At 35.2% G+C, this 16873-nt stretch carries 12 protein-coding genes; 6 read left to right on the top strand and 6 right to left on the bottom strand.

The features are described 5' to 3' along the window. Positions 1 to 22: 22 nt before the first annotated feature. From ABI657_RS06750 to ABI657_RS06760, 3 genes are all read left to right on the top strand, one after another. Positions 23 to 1744, top strand: coding sequence for an alpha-L-arabinofuranosidase (locus tag ABI657_RS06750; protein ID WP_348096480.1), 1722 nt, complete (start codon positions 23 to 25; stop codon positions 1742 to 1744). 20 nt (positions 1745 to 1764) lie between these two features. Next, on the top strand, positions 1765 to 3063 hold the full coding sequence (locus ABI657_RS06755; RefSeq protein WP_348096481.1) for a beta-mannanase: 1299 nt from the start codon (positions 1765 to 1767) through the stop codon (positions 3061 to 3063). Positions 3064 to 3157: 94 nt separating this feature from the next. Continuing rightward, positions 3158 to 5137 carry a glycoside hydrolase family 97 protein gene (locus ABI657_RS06760; RefSeq protein ID WP_348096482.1) on the top strand — a complete coding sequence of 660 codons (1980 nt, stop codon included), beginning with the start codon at positions 3158 to 3160 and terminating at the stop codon, positions 5135 to 5137. 30 nt (positions 5138 to 5167) lie between these two features. Here the strand turns inward: ABI657_RS06760 and ABI657_RS06765 are convergent, their stop codons facing one another. The 4 genes from ABI657_RS06765 to ABI657_RS06780 all read right to left on the bottom strand — a co-directional run bounded on the left by ABI657_RS06765 (position 5168) and on the right by ABI657_RS06780 (position 11373). Continuing rightward, positions 5168 to 6124, bottom strand: coding sequence for an aldo/keto reductase (locus tag ABI657_RS06765; protein ID WP_348096483.1), 957 nt, complete (start codon positions 6122 to 6124; stop codon positions 5168 to 5170). A 130-nt stretch (positions 6125 to 6254) separates the two neighbouring features. Continuing rightward, positions 6255 to 8573 (bottom strand): beta-glucosidase BglX, encoded by a 2319-nt coding sequence (gene bglX / locus ABI657_RS06770; RefSeq protein WP_348096484.1) that lies wholly within the window; start codon positions 8571 to 8573, stop codon positions 6255 to 6257. Between the two features lie 336 nt (positions 8574 to 8909). After that, positions 8910 to 10289: a sialate O-acetylesterase gene (locus tag ABI657_RS06775; RefSeq protein WP_348096485.1), complete on the bottom strand. Its 1380-nt coding sequence runs from the start codon at positions 10287 to 10289 to the stop codon at positions 8910 to 8912. After that, positions 10279 to 11373 (bottom strand): SGNH/GDSL hydrolase family protein, encoded by a 1095-nt coding sequence (locus tag ABI657_RS06780; RefSeq protein WP_348096486.1) that lies wholly within the window; start codon positions 11371 to 11373, stop codon positions 10279 to 10281. Before ABI657_RS06780 ends, ABI657_RS06775 begins: the two co-directional genes overlap by 11 nt. A 172-nt stretch (positions 11374 to 11545) precedes the next feature. Here ABI657_RS06780 and ABI657_RS06785 point away from each other — a divergent pair, with 172 nt between their 5' ends. Continuing rightward, positions 11546 to 12052 (top strand): C40 family peptidase, encoded by a 507-nt coding sequence (locus ABI657_RS06785; RefSeq protein ID WP_348096487.1) that lies wholly within the window; start codon positions 11546 to 11548, stop codon positions 12050 to 12052. Between the two features lie 68 nt (positions 12053 to 12120). Here the strand turns inward: ABI657_RS06785 and ABI657_RS06790 are convergent, their stop codons facing one another. After that, positions 12121 to 12534: a DUF1573 domain-containing protein gene (locus ABI657_RS06790; protein ID WP_348096488.1), complete on the bottom strand. Its 414-nt coding sequence runs from the start codon at positions 12532 to 12534 to the stop codon at positions 12121 to 12123. 162 nt (positions 12535 to 12696) lie between these two features. On the opposite strand from ABI657_RS06790, the gene ABI657_RS06795 reads away from it, so the two are divergent. Then, entirely contained in the window at positions 12697 to 13965 is a 1269-nt protein-coding gene (locus ABI657_RS06795; protein ID WP_348096489.1) for a HAMP domain-containing sensor histidine kinase, read from the top strand. Continuing rightward, complete coding sequence (locus tag ABI657_RS06800) at positions 13952 to 14644, top strand: response regulator transcription factor (protein ID WP_348096490.1); 693 nt, start codon at positions 13952 to 13954, stop codon at positions 14642 to 14644. The genes ABI657_RS06795 and ABI657_RS06800 overlap by 14 nt, the downstream gene beginning before the upstream one ends. On the opposite strand, the gene ABI657_RS06805 is transcribed toward ABI657_RS06800, so the two are convergent. Next, positions 14639 to 16825: a radical SAM protein gene (locus ABI657_RS06805; RefSeq protein WP_348096491.1), complete on the bottom strand. Its 2187-nt coding sequence runs from the start codon at positions 16823 to 16825 to the stop codon at positions 14639 to 14641. The genes ABI657_RS06800 and ABI657_RS06805 overlap by 6 nt on opposite strands. Positions 16826 to 16873 lie beyond the last annotated feature (48 nt).

The raw sequence follows: 16873 nt of genomic DNA on the forward strand, positions 1-16873 counted from the left end.
CTGATCACCAAAATATCAAAAAATGAAAAAATTAATTTACATAGCACTGTTCTTTGCTGTAATTCAGTCGTTTTCCTGTTCCAAACAAGATGAAAATTCTACTGCTCCAGTAGATTCTCCAGATCCTGTAATAAAAGAACAAACAGATCCTGCAATAGCCGGTACTATTGGTTTTTTTCTGGAAAATTGGACACCAAAAAATTTCACTTCACCAACAGATTATACACCATCGACTATACCTGAGACGACAAATTCGACAGTTACTGTTGATTTTGCCAATGTAATTACTAAAATTCCAAGTTCAATTTATGGAAACAATGCCAATTTATGGTCAGGTAAAATGATTACCAATACGACTCTGGTAAACGATATAAAGAATCTAAAGCCAAATATTATTAGATTTCCCGGAGGAAGTATTAGTGATGTTTATTTTTGGAATACTGCCAGTATTCCGGCTACAGCACCTTCAAAATTGATAAAAGCAGATGGTAGTGAAGAAGCATCCGGATTTTGGTATGGTAAAAATGATGCGGACTGGACCATTTCTTTAGATAATTATTATCAACTTTTACAAGCTACCAACAGTAAAGGAATCATCACAATAAACTATGGATACGCAAGATATGGAACGGGTGCAGATCCAGTTGCAGATGCTGCAAAGTTAGCGGCAGACTGGGTAACATATGATAATGGAAGAACACAATATTGGGAAATTGGCAACGAAGTTTTCGCAGATTGGGAAGCAAGTTATCGCATTAACACTGCCAATAATAAAGATGGACAACCAGAACTTTTAAACGGACAATTGTATGCCCAACATTTCAAAATAATTGCAGAAGCAATGCGCAAAGCGGCTACAGCAATTGGAAATCCAATTAAAATTGGAGCTGTTATGGTTGAAAGCACACCAGCAAGTTATCTGCCTGAGTGCCATAAAACCTGGAATGACAAATTACTTAAAAACATCGAGGGTAAAGCTGATTATTATGTGATTCATAATTACTATACCAATTACCACACAAATGCTGCTGCTGCTGAAATATTAGACACTCCTAAAAAAGTGACTGCTGAAATGATGACTTTCTCAAAAAATGCTTTAACAGCCGCAGCTGCAGAAATAAAACCTTTTGCATTAGACGAGTGGAATATTTTTTCAACTGGCAGCAAACAGCAAGTTTCTCACATAAACGGAATGCACGCTGTTTTAATTTTAGGAGAAGTTTTAAAAAACAAAATTGGCCTTGCTGCCCGTTGGGATTTAGCAAATGCCTGGTCAAACGGAGATGATCATGGAACCTTTAGCAACGGAGATGAGCCAAATATCCCAAAAGGTACCCCTCGTCCTGCTTTCTATCATATGTATTATTTCCAAAAGTATATGGGAGATCGTTTGATCGAAGCCAATAAAGACACAAACGGAAATTATGAAGTGTATGCCTCCTCTTTTTCAGATGGAAAAATAGGTCTTACCTTCGTAAATAAAGCAACAGCTGCAATTAATATAAAAGTAAAACTTAGCAATTTCCTAACTGGAAAAAGAATGTTTTGGTATACATTAATTGGTGATACCGATAATGGAGAATTTTCAAGAAAGGTAATTATAAACGGAAACGGCCCTGCTTTAGTGGCTGGAGGACCTGATAATTATGCAACCCTAAAACCATATTCAGCAGAAACAACAAAAGGTACAAACTTAACCCTGCCAGCCCGCTCCTCTGTTTTTGTGGTTATCGAAAAAAAATAAAAATTATTTATTAATAAACTATGAAAAATTCTATTCCGAAATTACTTCTGCTTTTATTTTGTTTTATGAATCTAAGTTGCGAAGCACAAAAACAGCTTCCCAGAATTACGGTAAAAGGAACGCAATTTTACAAAGGTGATAAACCTTACGCCTACATTGGCACAAATTATTGGTACGGAAGTTTACTGGCTTCCAAAAAAGTGGGTGACCGAAAAAGATTGCTTCGTGAACTAGATTTAATGCAAAAAAACGGAATCGACAATTTACGAATACTGGTGGGTGCCGATGGCGGAAAGTATGATTTCACAGTTCGTCCGGCATTGCAATATGAGCAGGGAAAATATAATGAAGATTTGCTTGATGGGTTAGATTTCCTGATGAATGAAATGAGCAAACGCAAAATGTATGCGGTTTTGTATTTGACCAACAACTGGGAATGGTCTGGCGGGATGTCTCAATATTTAGAGTGGAATGGCAAAGGAGCGATTCCGGTTCCGAATATTGCACCCAATACATGGCCTCAGTTTATGTCCTACACAGAACAATTTCACAGCTGTGAACCTTGTATGAAGGGTTTAGAAAATCATGTGAAATTTATCATGACACGTACAAATCCATATTCAAAAAAGAAATATTCTGATGACAATACCATTATGGCTTGGCAGGTTGGAAATGAACCAAGACTTTTTACAGTTGAAAACGAGGAGAAATTCACTATTTGGCTGAACAACATTGTCAATTTAATGGATCGTTTAGATAAAAACCATTTAATTTCTACAGGTTCTGAAGGATTAAACAGTTCAAACGATAACATAGAAATTTTCGAAAGAACGCATAAAAACCCAAATATCGATTATTTGACGATGCACATCTGGCCTAAAAACTGGAACTGGTTTAAGGCTGAGAATGCCCAAGCCACAATTCCTGCCACAATTGAAAACGCAGGAAAATATATTGATGCCCATGTAAAAGTAGCCAACAATTTACATCGCCCCATTATTATTGAGGAATTTGGATTACCAAGGGAAAATGAAAATTTAAATGCGGGAGCTTCTTCTGTTTATCGTGATCAGTTTTACAATTATATTTTTGGAAGAGTTGCAGAAAGTGTATCCAATAAAGGTCCGTTGCAGGCAGCTAATTTTTGGGGATTTGGCGGTGAAGGAAAAGCAGTAAACGAAACAGGTAAATGGAATCCCGGAGAACCTTTAACCACAGATCCTCCGCAGGAACCACAAGGCTTAAATTCGGTATTTTCTGGCGATAAATCAACTTTGGAAATTGTGAAGAAATATAATTTGGAGTTGAAGAAAAGATAAAATTCTTTACCATATAAGTGATTATAAGTTCATAACTGGCTTTGTCCAAAATTGATTGACTTATAATCACTTCTGCCGTTTTAAAACAAATAAGATGAAAAAAATATTTACTGCCTTTTTGATTTTACTTTTTAATGTTTCTTTTTCGCAAAAAGTTCAGGATTTCACTGTGGCATCTCCAAACGGGAAAATAAAAATTATCATTGTAATTAATGAGCAAATAACTTGGTCGGTTACACATGAAAACGATTTGATTCTGGCTCCGTCAGCTGTTTCAATGACATTGGAGCAGAATGAAGTTTTAGGAAAAAATGCTTTGCTTTTGAATTCAAAGAGAGAGAAAATAAACCAAACATTTGACTCTCCGTTTTACAAAAAAAGTTCAGTAAAAAACCAATACAATCTTTTGGTTTTGAATTTCAAAAATGATTTCAGCATTGAATATCGTGCTTTTGATGATGGTGTCGCTTACAGATTCATCACTAAAAAGAAAAATGATATTACGGTAAAATCGGAAGAAGTTAATTTGAATTTCGATCAGGATTACAACACTTTAATGCCGTATGTTCGGGATTTAAGAAATCCGAAAGATCCGTATATTTCTTCATTTGAATCGCATTATGAAAACAAAAAAATCAGTGAATTTGCAAAAGATACTTTGGCTTTTCTTCCTTTTTTAATTGATTATAAAAAAAATAAAAAAGCAGTTTTTCTGGAAGCCAATCTGGAAGATTATCCGGGATTATTTGTAACGAATAATAAATCAAAATCAGGCTTTGAATCTCGTTTTTCAAAATATCCTTTGCAGGAAAAAAACGGGGGATTCAATAACATCAACAGATTAATTACAGATCGAGCAGATTATTTGGTCAAGACAAAAGGAACAAGAAATTTTCCGTGGAGGATTTTAGTAATCTCTGAAAACGATGCTGCTTTAGCCAATAATGACATGGTTCAGAAATTATCCGAGCCTTCAAAAATTAACGACATTTCATGGATCAAGCCCGGAAAAGTCGCCTGGGACTGGTGGAACGACTGGAATATTTACAATGTTGATTTTAAAGCCGGAATTAATACGCAAACGTATCAATATTACATTGATTTCGCCTCAAAAAACAAAGTAGAATATGTGGTTTTAGATGAAGGCTGGAGTCTGGAAGATGACATTATGAAACACAATCCGAATGTAGATCTGGAAGCTTTGATTGCCTACGGAAAAGAACGAAATGTTGGCATTATTTTATGGAGTTCCTGGATGGCTTTGACAAAAAATACATCAGGTATTTTAAAAAATTATGCTGATTTAGGAATCAAAGGTTTTAAAGTGGATTTTCTAGATCGTGACGATGCTAAAATGGTCAATTCAGTTTATGACATTGCGCAAAAAGCAGCTGACAATAAATTGCTTTTGGACTTTCACGGTATGTACAAACCAACCGGAATTCAAAGAACTTTTCCGAATATCTTAAATTTTGAAGGTGTAAAAGGACTGGAAAATAACAAATGGACTCCAAATGATGATGTTCCTTTATACGACACCACAATTCCGTTTATCAGAATGATTGCGGGACCGATGGATTACACTCCTGGTGCCATGCGAAATGCTTCGAAAAGTGAATTCAAATCAAGTAATTCTAATCCGGTTAGTCAGGGAACTAGATGTCATCAATTGGCCTTGTACACCATTTTTGAGGCGCCTTTGCAAATGATGGCCGATAGTCCGACTGCTTATATGAAGGAACAGGAAAGCACTGATTTTATAGCTAAGATTCCAACTGTTTTTGATGAAACTGTAGCTTTGAATGGCGAAGTTGGAAGATTTGTTTCAATCGCTCGTAAAAAAGGAAATATTTGGTATTTAGGGACAATAACAAACTGGGATTCCAGAGAAATTACAATTGATTTCTCCTTTCTTGAAAAAGGCAAAAAATTCGAAGCCGAGATTTTCTCAGATGGATTAAATGCTGATAAGGCTGCGAATGATTATAAAAGAGAAATTATTAAAGTTGATTCAACAACGAAGTTAAAATATCGATTAGCAAGTGGCGGAGGTTTGGCTATGATTATAAAATAAAAAAAATGGGACAAATTGTCCCATTTTTTATTATGCTAATATTTTTTCAATCGCATTAAGTTCATCTTGTGTAAAATCTAAGCGCTGTAAACATTCAATATTATTATTCAACTGCCTTACAGAACTCGCACCAATCAAAACAGATGTAATTCGTTTGTCTTTTTGCAGCCAGGCCAAAGCCAATTGTGCCAAAGATTGATTTCTGTTTTGGGCAATTTCATTCAGCTGAACTAATTTCTGGATTCTTTCAATTGTAACCTCATCTTCTTTTAAATGCCCGTTTGGATTATGAGCTCTTGAATTTTCCGGAATTCCGTCTAAATATTTATCTGTCAAAAGTCCCTGTGCCAAAGGCGAAAACGCAATACAGCCCACCCCTTTTTCTTCCAGAACATCCAATAAGCCATTTTCAACCCAGCGTTCTAACATCGAATATTTAGCCTGATGAATGAGACATGGTGTTCCTAATTGTTTTAAAACACCAACTGCAACACGAGTTTCTTCTGCCGAATAATTACTGATTCCAACATACAAGGCTTTTCCACTTCTTACAGCATAATCAAGTGCCATCATTGTTTCCTCGATTGGGGTTTCAGGATCAGGACGATGCGAATAAAAGATATCGACATAATCTACTTTCATTCTTTTCAAACTCTGGTCTAAGCTTGATAATAAGTATTTTCTTGAACCCCAATCCCCATAAGGTCCGTCCCACATGTTGTAACCTGCCTTTGTCGAAATAATGATTTCATCACGAAGATTTCCCTGAAAGTTGTGCCATAAAATCTTACCAAAATTGGTTTCTGCGGAACCTGGAACAGGTCCGTAATTGTTAGCCAGATCAAAATGCGTAATTCCTTTGTCAAAAGCTTCTACAGCAATACTTTCAGCATTTTCAAAATTATCTACTGATCCGAAATTATGCCATAATCCCAAAGAAATTTCGGGTAAAAGCAAACCGCTTTTCCCACATCTGTTATATTTCATTATTTTTATTTAAGGTTGAAAACTTTATAGATTTTAAAAATACAAAAAACTCACACAGATTTAGCAGACTAAGGAGATAAAAAAAATTGCCGAATCTTCTAAATCTAAGTGAAAACATTTTTACTTTAATCTATTTTAATTCAAAACCACTTTCCAAACCTTTATCAGAACTTCCTCCAACCATGATCTTAAAAGTTCCCGGTTCTACTAAATAATTTCCATCATTATCATAAAAACCAAGCTCCTTATCAGTCAAAGTAAACGTTACGGTTTTGGTTTCTCCTTTTTTCAAATTGATTAATTCAAAACCTTTTAATTCTTTAACTGGGCGAACTATACTGGCAAATTCATCATGAATGTATAATTGTACCACTTCTTTTCCATCATAATCCCCAGAGTTTGTTACAGTAACACTCACTTGCACTTTTTCACCTTTTGCAAAAGAAGTTTTATTTACTTTCAAGTCCTTATAATCGAATTTGGTGTAGCTCAAACCAAAACCAAACGGATATTGAGGCGTTTTTTCTATATCCATATAATGAGACCAGAAAACATTTTTATCACTGTCAATTGGTCTTCCTGTACTGTATTTGTTATAATAAATCGGAACCTGACCTACATTTCTCGGGAAAGACATTGGCAGTTTTCCACTCGGATTATAATCGCCGTATAACACCTGAGCAACAGCATTTCCGGTTTGGGTACCTAATTGCCAGGCTTCAACAATTGCCGGAACATTCTCTGCAGCCCAGGGAATACTCAATGGGCGCCCATTGTTTAAAACCAAAACAATGTTAGGATTCACTTTATAAATTTCTTCTAACAATTCTTGTTGCAAACCTGGTAAATTAAGATCTGTTCTGCTCCTTCCTTCACCACTCTGAAAACCATATTCCCCTAAAACCATTACTACGACATCGGCATTTTTGGCTGCCATTTTAGCTTTTTCAAATCCGCTTTTATCTGTCGTATTAAAAACTGTTTCTGTCAAAAAAGTAGCTTTTTGAGATAACAGGTCTCCACCTTTTTCAAAAACCAGCTGGTTGTCCTTGTATTGCTGCATTCCTTCAAGAACTGATACTGCGCTATTATCATCTGCAGCAATTCTCCAGCTTCCCAACGGACTGTTTTTATCGTTTGCCAAAGCACCGATTAAAGCAATTTTTTGTCCGGACTTTTTCAGCGGAAGTAACCCCTCCCCAGCCTTCCCAGAAGGAGAAGGAGCATTTTTCAACAAAACGATAGACTTCTTCGCCATGTCTAAAACACCCTCATTATTTGCTTTGCTTCCTACTACCGCTTTTTCACGTTTTTCATCGCAATATTTGTAGGGATCATCAAATAATCCCAATTCAAATTTCACACGCAAAATTCTGCGAACGGCATCATTGACCAAAGCTTCTTTTACTTTTCCTTCTTTCACCAAACCAGTCAACTTAGCTACATATAAATACGATTCCATATCCATATCAGAACCGGCAATAACACCTTTTGCTGTAGCATCAGCTTCATCTTTTGCATAACCGTGCGCTATCATTTCGCGAATCGAAGCATAATCAGAAACCACGAAACCATCAAATTTCCATTTCCCTTTTAGAATATCCCTTTGCAAAAAAACATTTCCGGTTGCCGGAACACCATTTAAAGTATTAAAAGAATTCATAAATGTACGGACTCCCGCATTCACAGTCGCTTCGAAAGGTGGCAAAACCGAATTATACAATTTAGAATTACTAATCTCTACAATATTATACTCCAGTCCCGCCTCCACATAACCGTAAGCGGCAAAGTGTTTCGCGCAGGCTGCAATAGTATTTATTTTCGCCAAATCAGCAATTGTTTCTCCCTGAAAACCTTTTACTCTTGCGTAACCAACTTTACTTCCCAAATACGGATCTTCGCCTGCACCTTCCATCACACGACCCCAACGGGCATCGTTTGCAACATCGACATTGGGACCAAATGTCCAGTTAATTCCGGATGACGAAGCTTCATCAGCGGCAATCGCAGCCGACTTTTTAATCGCTTCCAAATCCCAGCTCGCGGCTTCTGCCAAAGGAATAGGACTCAATGTTTTATATCCATGAATCACATCAAAACCGATAATAAGCGGAATTCCCAAACGGGTTTCTTCCACTGCAATTTTCTGTACGGCACGAACTTCTTTTACACCACGAACGGTAAGCATCGATCCAACCCAACCCTTTCGTAAATGTTCATATTTCAATTCGGCTGTTCCTCCTTTTGGAGCAGGTCCTGTCACATCCCAAAAACCGTTATACTGGTTCATTTGACCTACTTTTTCTTCTAAAGTCATTTGCTGCATCAGCAAATCTACACGTTCTTCAATGGTCTTATTTTCATCGAGATACGGCTTTTTTTGTGCATTCATATTTCCGGCAATAAACAGGGTAAAAACCCCAATAATTAGTATTTTTTTATTTTTCATAATGGTAAGTGGTTTTTATATTTTGGCGTGTCGCTTGCCCGAAAAAGGCAACCGTCGGGCTTTCGGCTTTATCTTTTGTTCCGTTTCTCTTCACAAAAGGATACCGCCTCTATCCCTCACGCGATTCAGGGTAAACGAAACTTTTTCGGTTTTTATTCGCCAATCTTGTTATTTCGACTAAGGATGAATCACATGGGAAATTCCGCAATCAAAATCGCCAATCTTTGTCGATTTACTAATTTGATTTCTCCTTGCGTCGAAATGACAAACTGTGTGTCTCAATCTGAAAAAAATAAGTCTAAAATCTTTCTTCTTTGTTCTTTACTCTTTCTTCTCTCATTCCGTAATAAAACACGAAGCTGGCAAATTCGCTTTATTAAACAAGTCAGACTGAATCGTATTTCCCCACGCAAATCGAACTTTCGCAGGATTCGGTACTTTTTTACTTGTTAAGATCATCTGATTGTTTTTTATCGAAGCCTCAGCAGGATAAAAAGTCCCATCAGCCGCAGCTATTTCAAATTGATTTGACTTTTTGTTTTTAAAATACAATCCATCAGAATAATCAAAAGAAACTATTGCCTTGTTCTTCTCGATTTTAATTTCTTTAAAAAGCGGACCGTTTACCAAATTTGAATTGGTTTTATAGGTATTTGCCAATGCTAAATTCGCTAAACGGATTCCTACAGGTTTTTTATCCTTTGGATGAATATCTATCGTATCCGAGACATCGCTTATGGTAACCATTTCGGTATTTGGAACTTGCTTAAGTAGTTTTCTTTGGGAATCTCTGACAATAACATTCGAGAAATTATTACTGCCTGTTTTGTAGGGTGCAATTTGTACATAATAAAATGGAAAATCATATTTCCAGGCTTTTCTCCACGAGGTTATCAGGGCTTCTAAAGTTTTATCATAAACCAAAGAACCAACATTAGATTCTCCCTGATACCAAAGCGTTCCGGCAATTTTAAAACCAACAACCGGATAAATCATTGCATTGTAGGCACGTCCCGGCTGACGTGGCCCGTATTCCTGCTCGTTTAGTTTTTTGGCGTTTTCTAATAAAACGGCATCGTTTAGAACAACCTCTTCCGGAATCCATATTTCGGCCGGAGTTCCTCCCCAGTTGGAAGAAATTAATCCTATTGGAACGTTTTTTAAATCTTCCCGCAGGCGTTTAGCAAAGAAATACCCAACTGCACTAAAGTTTTTCATAGTTTCAGGAGTTGATTCAACCCAATTTCCAAGTAAATTATTTTGTGGTGTTGTCGCAGTTAATTTTGGAACAGTAAAAAATCTAATATTAGGATTGGAGGCATTTTTTACTTCTTCATCACCATTGTCGATTCCCCAACTTGCTGACATTTCCATATTGGATTGTCCGGAACAAATCCATACTTCGCCAATTAAAATATTCTTAAGCACAACTTCATTATAACCTTTTATTGAAATAGTATAAGGTCCTCCTGCTTCAGGTGTTTTGATCTTGAGTTCCCACTTCGCCTGATTGTTTGCGGTAACCTTATACTCCTGATTATTCCAGCTGGATACTAATTTAATTTCCTCTTTTGGATTCGCCCATCCCCAGATTTTTACTTCAGAGTTGCGCTGCAATACCATATTATCACCAAATATATTTGGAAGGGAAACGTTTGCCATCATAGTACCGGAAATCATCAGAATGAAAACAAACTTAAATATATTATTTTTCATTTAGAAGATTTTTTAAAAACGGACCATATTCCGCCGCCATAATTTTATGTTCTTCAATATTAGGATGCCCTAAACAACCGCTTGGCATCATAGGTTTGAATTTGAAGATAATGATAGGTTTATTTGTCGTATCAGCTTCAAATTCGGCCTTAACCCGATTAAGGCAATTTTCAAAAACAACTGCATTTTCTCCATTAACCATCGGGCTGTTTGTCAGAACCAACTGTGCATTTGGATTATGCTGGTATATCATTTTGATAAAACCGATATAATTAGAAACATACTTTTCAGGATCAAAAGGCAAACGTTCTTTTTTGCCGTCTCCATTCGAAAAATCATTGGTTCCTAAAGCAATACTGATAATATCCGGCTGAAAGGCAAAATCATATTTAGGTTTGGAGGCCTCTTTTGTCAGATATAAATTTTCATAAACAACAGGCATAATCGGCACTTCAGAGCCTGCATCATTCCAGTTGCGATAAATTCCTATTCCGGAAACGGAACTCAATAAATAGTCAACATCAATATCTCTGGAAATTATAGGTCCATATGCAAAATAGCCGTTATGATGATCAAAATACTCACCTTCATTACACGGAATCGTTGACGGATCATTTGCCGCACCGCTGGTAATGGAATCCCCGATATACTCTATTTTCTTTTTCTTAACTGGGGTTATGGTCATTAATTTAGCAGTAGTTCCTATAAATAAAACATTCCCCATTGTAGCTTCTGTAGCCTTGTATATTGTGAGTGTGTGTACTTTTTGCCTTGAAGTAGCCTTAATATTAAAAGACTGAGCAGGACCTTTTTCAACTCTGACTTTGCCCATATACTGACCATCCAATTCTAAGGCTACATAATTATGATGTTCCCAAGAATCAATACTCTGCAAGGTAACGGCACATTTTTTTCCGGAAAAATTAAATGTTACTGAGGCTGCAGTTCCTATCAAAACCGCTTTGTTATCTTTTAAGACATCAACCCTTCCGGCATACAAAAAAGTTTTTGTTGTGTTTTGCGAAATCGATACGATTGAAACCAGCAAAAAGAAAATTAAAAATGGTATTTTTTTTAAAAACATAATTTTATTGTTAAATATAAATGTGATTCACAAATATATTGAATTATAACTTCTATAAAGATACTAAAACATCAAAAAGCAATAAAAAAACACCAAAAACATACCTCAATTTTCAATAGTTATATTCAATTAAAAGAACTTATCTTTATCTTTGAAAAAATGCCCTAAACAAATGAAAATAACTTCTATCATTATTCTCCTGACCATTTCATTTTCTTGTTATAATGTAAAAAAAGACACCAAAACCATATCTGCCAAAACTGAAAAAATACAAGCTAAAACTGATCGGGACTCTATTATCAGTTATGCTTCTCAATATATGGGAACACCCTATTTATATGCTGGAAATGATCCTAACAAAGGATTTGACTGTTCTGGCTTTGTGAGTTATGTTTTCCATCATTTTAATATTAATTTACCCAGAAGTTCCAGTGGTTATAAAAATTTAGGAATTGCATTGTCACCTGAAGATTTTAAAATTGGTGATATTTTAGTTTTTTATGGTTACAAGGACAAAACCATTATTGGTCATCTTGGAATTATCTGTGAAGCCAATGGCATGGGATCCAAATTCATTCATGCTTCTTCAGGAAAAGCAGCAAGCGTTACAATTAGCGAACTGAATTCAGAACATTACAGCAAACGGTTTTATAAATGCATTACTGTTTTACCTAAATAATATCTAAAAAAAACTCCGGACACATAACATGTCCAGAGTTTCTCACCTTTATATAATCAACCTTTATTCTAGATAACCGTACCTTTTAACGTAAGGATTTTAGGAGTACTTTCAGCACTTGTCGTAACCGTAACTGTTTTTGTAAAAGCGCCTTTGTTGGCAGCATTATAAGTTGCTGTTACTTTTGCAGATTTACCAGGAAGAATTGGTTCTTTGGTATAATCTGTTGCTGTACAGCCACATGATCCTTTTACATTTGTAATCACTACAGCTGTTTTACCTGTATTTTTAAATTCAAAAACAATCGCTTTTGGTGTTCCCTGAGGAATCTGCCCTACGTCAATACTTTCTGCTTTCCATAAAACTGTTGAAGCTGTAACTGCAGTTGTTGATTTTGAAGCTAATGATTCTACTGGTGCAATTGCAGAGAATGACATCAATCCTAAAGCTAATGCCAACATCGAAATTTGAAAACTTTTCATATTATATTATTTAATTGGTTAATGGTTCGATTTAATATTTCAAAAGTAATCCGGATAAAAACAAATCGCTGTTAAGCGGTTTCAAATGTTTGTTAATGACTTGTTAACTGGTGTTTTTAATTTAAAATTTGATTAATATTACACTTTCTAAACACCTTTTTCTTGAAAATAAATAAGCTCAACAGTATCATTATCCTCGGATTAATAGCCATTATCGGCATATTGGTCGCACAGTTGCTGTGGACAAGAGAAGCATTTACTTTAGAGCAGAAAAAGCTTAGCCAAAAAACCCATATTGCCTTACTTGAAGTTGCTAAAAAACTATATAAAGGCACTAATCATGAATTACCCGTACAAAATCCGGTGCAGAAAATTGCTAATGATTATTATATAGTTAATATTGATAATGATTTTGAACCTGATATTCTGGAGTTTTATCTGAAAACCGAATTCAAGAAAATGAATATCACTACAGATTTTGAATATGCTATGTACAATTGCCAAAGTGATGAAATGGTGTACGGAAATTATATTTCATTGTCTGATAAAGGAAAAGCAAAGCAATCTGTTTATTTTCCGAAACATAAAAATCTGATTTATTATTTTGCTGTCCGCTTTCCTAATGAAACCAGTTATTTATTCAGTTCTATGCGTTTTTGGTTTGTACTTTCTATTGTTCTGATTTTTATATTACTGATTTATGTTTATTCGATTTTTACTCTTTTACAGCAAAAAAAATATTCCGAATTACAGCGTGACTTCATTAATAATATGACGCATGAATTTAAAACCCCTTTGTCCTCTATTTTAATTGCTTCCAAATATCTGAGTGAACAGAATTTAATTAAAGAAGATAAAAAGCTTCATACCTACACCAACATTATTATTAATCAGGGTCATAAGCTGAATCATCACATAGAAAAAATCCTGACAATTGCCAAATCAGATTATACTAGTTTGGAACTAAAAAAAGAATTGGTTTCTATTATTCCTTTAATTGAAGAAACAATTGAAAATATTGTATTGAAATATCCGGAGGCATATATCAAAATAGATACTTTAGAAGAGTATCAAATTGAAACTGATGTTTTTCATTTTACGAATCTGATCTATAACTTATTAGATAATGCTGTTAAATACTGCGATACAAAACCTGAAATTACAATTAGAATCAGCTTGGAAAATACTGTTCTGAAGTTAGACTTTATTGATAATGGAATTGGAATTTCAACAAAAAACATCTCTTTTATATTTGATAAATTTTATCGGATCCAAAATGAAAAAAGCAATGAAGTAACTGGTTTTGGATTGGGTTTATATTATGTAAAAAAGATTTGCGACTTACAAAAGTGGAAAATTTCAGCTATAAATAACTTAAATAAAGGCATCAAAATAACGATTTCAATTCCTTATAAAAATGATAAAAAGTAAAATTCTTTATACCGAAGATGATGAAACTCTGGCATTTTTAACCAAAGATAATCTGGAACAGAACAATTATGAAGTCATCCATTGTTCTGATGGAAAATCAGGTTTGGAATCTTTTAAAAGTGAACATTTTGACATTTGTATTCTCGATATCATGATGCCAAAAATGGATGGTTTTGAATTGGCTACTGAAATCCGAAAAAACAATACAGATATTCCTATTATTTTTCTTTCTGCCAAAACCTTAAAGGAAGATCGATTAAAAGGATTGCGCTTGGGTGCCGATGATTATCTGGTGAAACCCTTCAGTATTGAAGAACTACTTTTGAAAATTGAAATTTTCCTCAAGCGTTCACAAAAAAACACCCAAACACAAAAAACAATTTACGAAGTTGGAAAGTATCAGTTTGACACACAAAATTTCTTTCTTTTCAATGAAAATGAAAAAATTGGTCTTACCCAACGCGAAGCTGAACTTTTGAAATTATTTCTCGATAATAAAAATTCCGTTTTAAAAAGGGAGCAAATTCTAACGTCACTTTGGGGAAATGACGATTATTTTACCGGACGAAGCCTGGATGTTTTTATCTCCAGATTACGTAAAATTCTGGTCAACGAAAAAGGAATTTCAATTGAGAATTTACACGGAATTGGCTTTAGATTTAGTGTTGAAGCTTTATAAAACCAACAATCCAAATTCACGTAAAGTATTGATTGGTTTGGAATACCAAAATAATTCAAAGTCATTTAAACTGGTTTCAAAATCATTTTTAACTTCCTGAAAAGTGTAATTTTTAGCATTTGAAATTGAGATTTTTTTCAAAATTTCTATAAGCCATTCACCTTCGTTTTTATTGGTCTGAATGGTGAAACTTTCTTTTTTATCGTGAAAAGTAAAACTCATTATTTCCCATGAATTTCCTTTTTTTGATTTTGTGAAATGTTCTACGGAAGGTTTTCCACCAAGCCAAACCACTTTTGCGTTTGGTTTTGTATTGAAGTCATTTTCTTCCTGAAGTGCATTAAATATAAAATCAGGATCAATTTTAGTCTTCGGAATTTTAAAGTCGAACCAATCCTGCAGTTCGTAATCAAAACAGATTCCGTGCATGAAATTAAAGAGCGATTTTTTTAATCCAAAACTAAATTTATCATGATTGATTCCGGTAGCATCGGTATAATCGATATCGTTATTGGCGAAAGTTCCAATAGTTTCCGTTACTTTTTTCACGCCAAATTTCTCAGGATACAATCCAACCGGACTGTGAGCCGTCATGGCAAACTGATGCCAAAAACCGGATTGCAAAATTCCGGCTTCGAATAATTGGCGCACCATTTCAAGGCTGTCCACTGTTTCCTGAATCGTTTGTGTTGGATATCCGTACATTAAATACGCATGAACCATAATTCCCGCTTCGGTAAAATTGCTCGTTACTTTTGCAACTTGTTCAACAGTTACACCCTTGTCAATTAATTTGAGTAATCGGTCCGAAGCCACTTCCAAACCACCGGAAACCGCAATACAGCCTGAAGCTTTTAGCAGCAAACATAAATCTTTAGAAAAGCTTTTCTCAAAACGGATATTTGTCCACCAGGTAACTGCCAGTTTTCGGCGTAAAATTTCAAGTGCCAAAGCACGCATTAATGCAGGCGGTGCAGCTTCATCAACAAAATGAAAACCATTCTGACCGGTTTGCCGCATCATGTCTTCCATTCGATCACATAACAAATTAGCGGCAACAGGTTCGTAAACTTTTATATAATCTAATGAAATATCACAAAAAGTACATTTCCCCCAATAACAGCCGTGCGCCATGGTAAGTTTATTCCAACGTCCGTCGCTCCACATTCGGTGCATCGGATTTACGATTTCTATAACCGAAATATATTTATCCAAAGACAGATCAGAGTAGTCAGGAGTTCCAACGTACGCCTGTTTGTAATCGTGCTTTAAGGAATTGTTTTTATAAACAACTTCTCCATTTTCTAATAAAAAAGTTCTTTTATAGGAATTGTGAGCTGGATTTTCAACATTGGCAATCAATTCTTCAATTGGAACTTCGCCATCGTCCAAAGTAATAAAGTCGAAAAACTCAAAAACACGTTTATCAGAAAGAGAACGTAATTCGGTATTTGGGAAACCGCCACCCATTGAAATTTTTATTTCCGGATGGTTTTGTTTTACCCATTGCGCACATCGAAACGCGCTGTATAAATTCCCCGGAAAAGGAACAGAAATTAAAAAGAAAGTCGGTTTTACTATTTCAATTTTAGTTTTTAAAAGTGAAATTAAAATTGAATCAATATAAGTTGGTTGTTGTTGTAAAGCTTCATATAATTCATCAAAAGAATTGGCGCTTCGTCCCAATCGTTCTGCATATCGGCTGAAGCCAAAATTTTCATCCACACATTCTACGATAAAATCCGAAATATCTTCGAGATACAAAGTCGCTAAATGTTTTGCTTTGTCCTGAGTTCCCATGGTCCCAAAAGCCCAATCAAGTTCTTCCAATTGTGCAAAACGGGAAGCTTCGGGCAGAAAATCTTCCTGACAAATCTGTAACGCCAATGTTGGATTTTTCCCTTGTAAAAACTGAATTACAGCATCAATGGTTTTGATGTATTCGTCCTGTAAAGCAAAAATTCTTTTACAGTTGTCAGTTATTGGTTGTTGGTTGCCAGATTGAAATAAATCCTGCAAACCTTTCTTCGAAAACAACTCCAAAATCACATCAATACCCAAATCTGCCTGAACCGATTCGATATTTTTCGTATTCAGAAAACCTTTGATATAAGCGGTTGCCGGATACGGAGTATTCAGTTGTGTAAAAGGTGGTGTTATGATGAAAAGCTTCGTGTTCAAAAGGAAATATTTTCTGCAAAAATACGGGATATTTATTTTGTTTTCAGG

This window comes from Flavobacterium sp. (assembly GCF_039930565.1).
Lineage (GTDB): Bacteria > Bacteroidota > Bacteroidia > Flavobacteriales > Flavobacteriaceae > Flavobacterium.

Excerpts from the sequence above, each read along its gene's own strand:
- ABI657_RS06765 (WP_348096483.1), bottom strand. The coding sequence starts at position 6,124 with ATGAAATATAACAGATGTGGGAAAAGCGGTTTGCTTTTACCCGAAATT.
- ABI657_RS06800 (WP_348096490.1), top strand. The coding sequence starts at position 13,952 with ATGATAAAAAGTAAAATTCTTTATACCGAAGATGATGAAACTCTGGCA.
- ABI657_RS06755 (WP_348096481.1), top strand. The coding sequence starts at position 1,765 with ATGAAAAATTCTATTCCGAAATTACTTCTGCTTTTATTTTGTTTTATG.
- bglX (WP_348096484.1), bottom strand. The coding sequence starts at position 8,573 with ATGAAAAATAAAAAAATACTAATTATTGGGGTTTTTACCCTGTTTATT.
- ABI657_RS06760 (WP_348096482.1), top strand. The coding sequence starts at position 3,158 with ATGAAAAAAATATTTACTGCCTTTTTGATTTTACTTTTTAATGTTTCT.
- ABI657_RS06790 (WP_348096488.1), bottom strand. The coding sequence starts at position 12,534 with ATGAAAAGTTTTCAAATTTCGATGTTGGCATTAGCTTTAGGATTGATG.
- ABI657_RS06775 (WP_348096485.1), bottom strand. The coding sequence starts at position 10,289 with ATGAAAAATAATATATTTAAGTTTGTTTTCATTCTGATGATTTCCGGT.
- ABI657_RS06750 (WP_348096480.1), top strand. The coding sequence starts at position 23 with ATGAAAAAATTAATTTACATAGCACTGTTCTTTGCTGTAATTCAGTCG.
- ABI657_RS06780 (WP_348096486.1), bottom strand. The coding sequence starts at position 11,373 with ATGTTTTTAAAAAAAATACCATTTTTAATTTTCTTTTTGCTGGTTTCA.
- ABI657_RS06785 (WP_348096487.1), top strand. The coding sequence starts at position 11,546 with ATGAAAATAACTTCTATCATTATTCTCCTGACCATTTCATTTTCTTGT.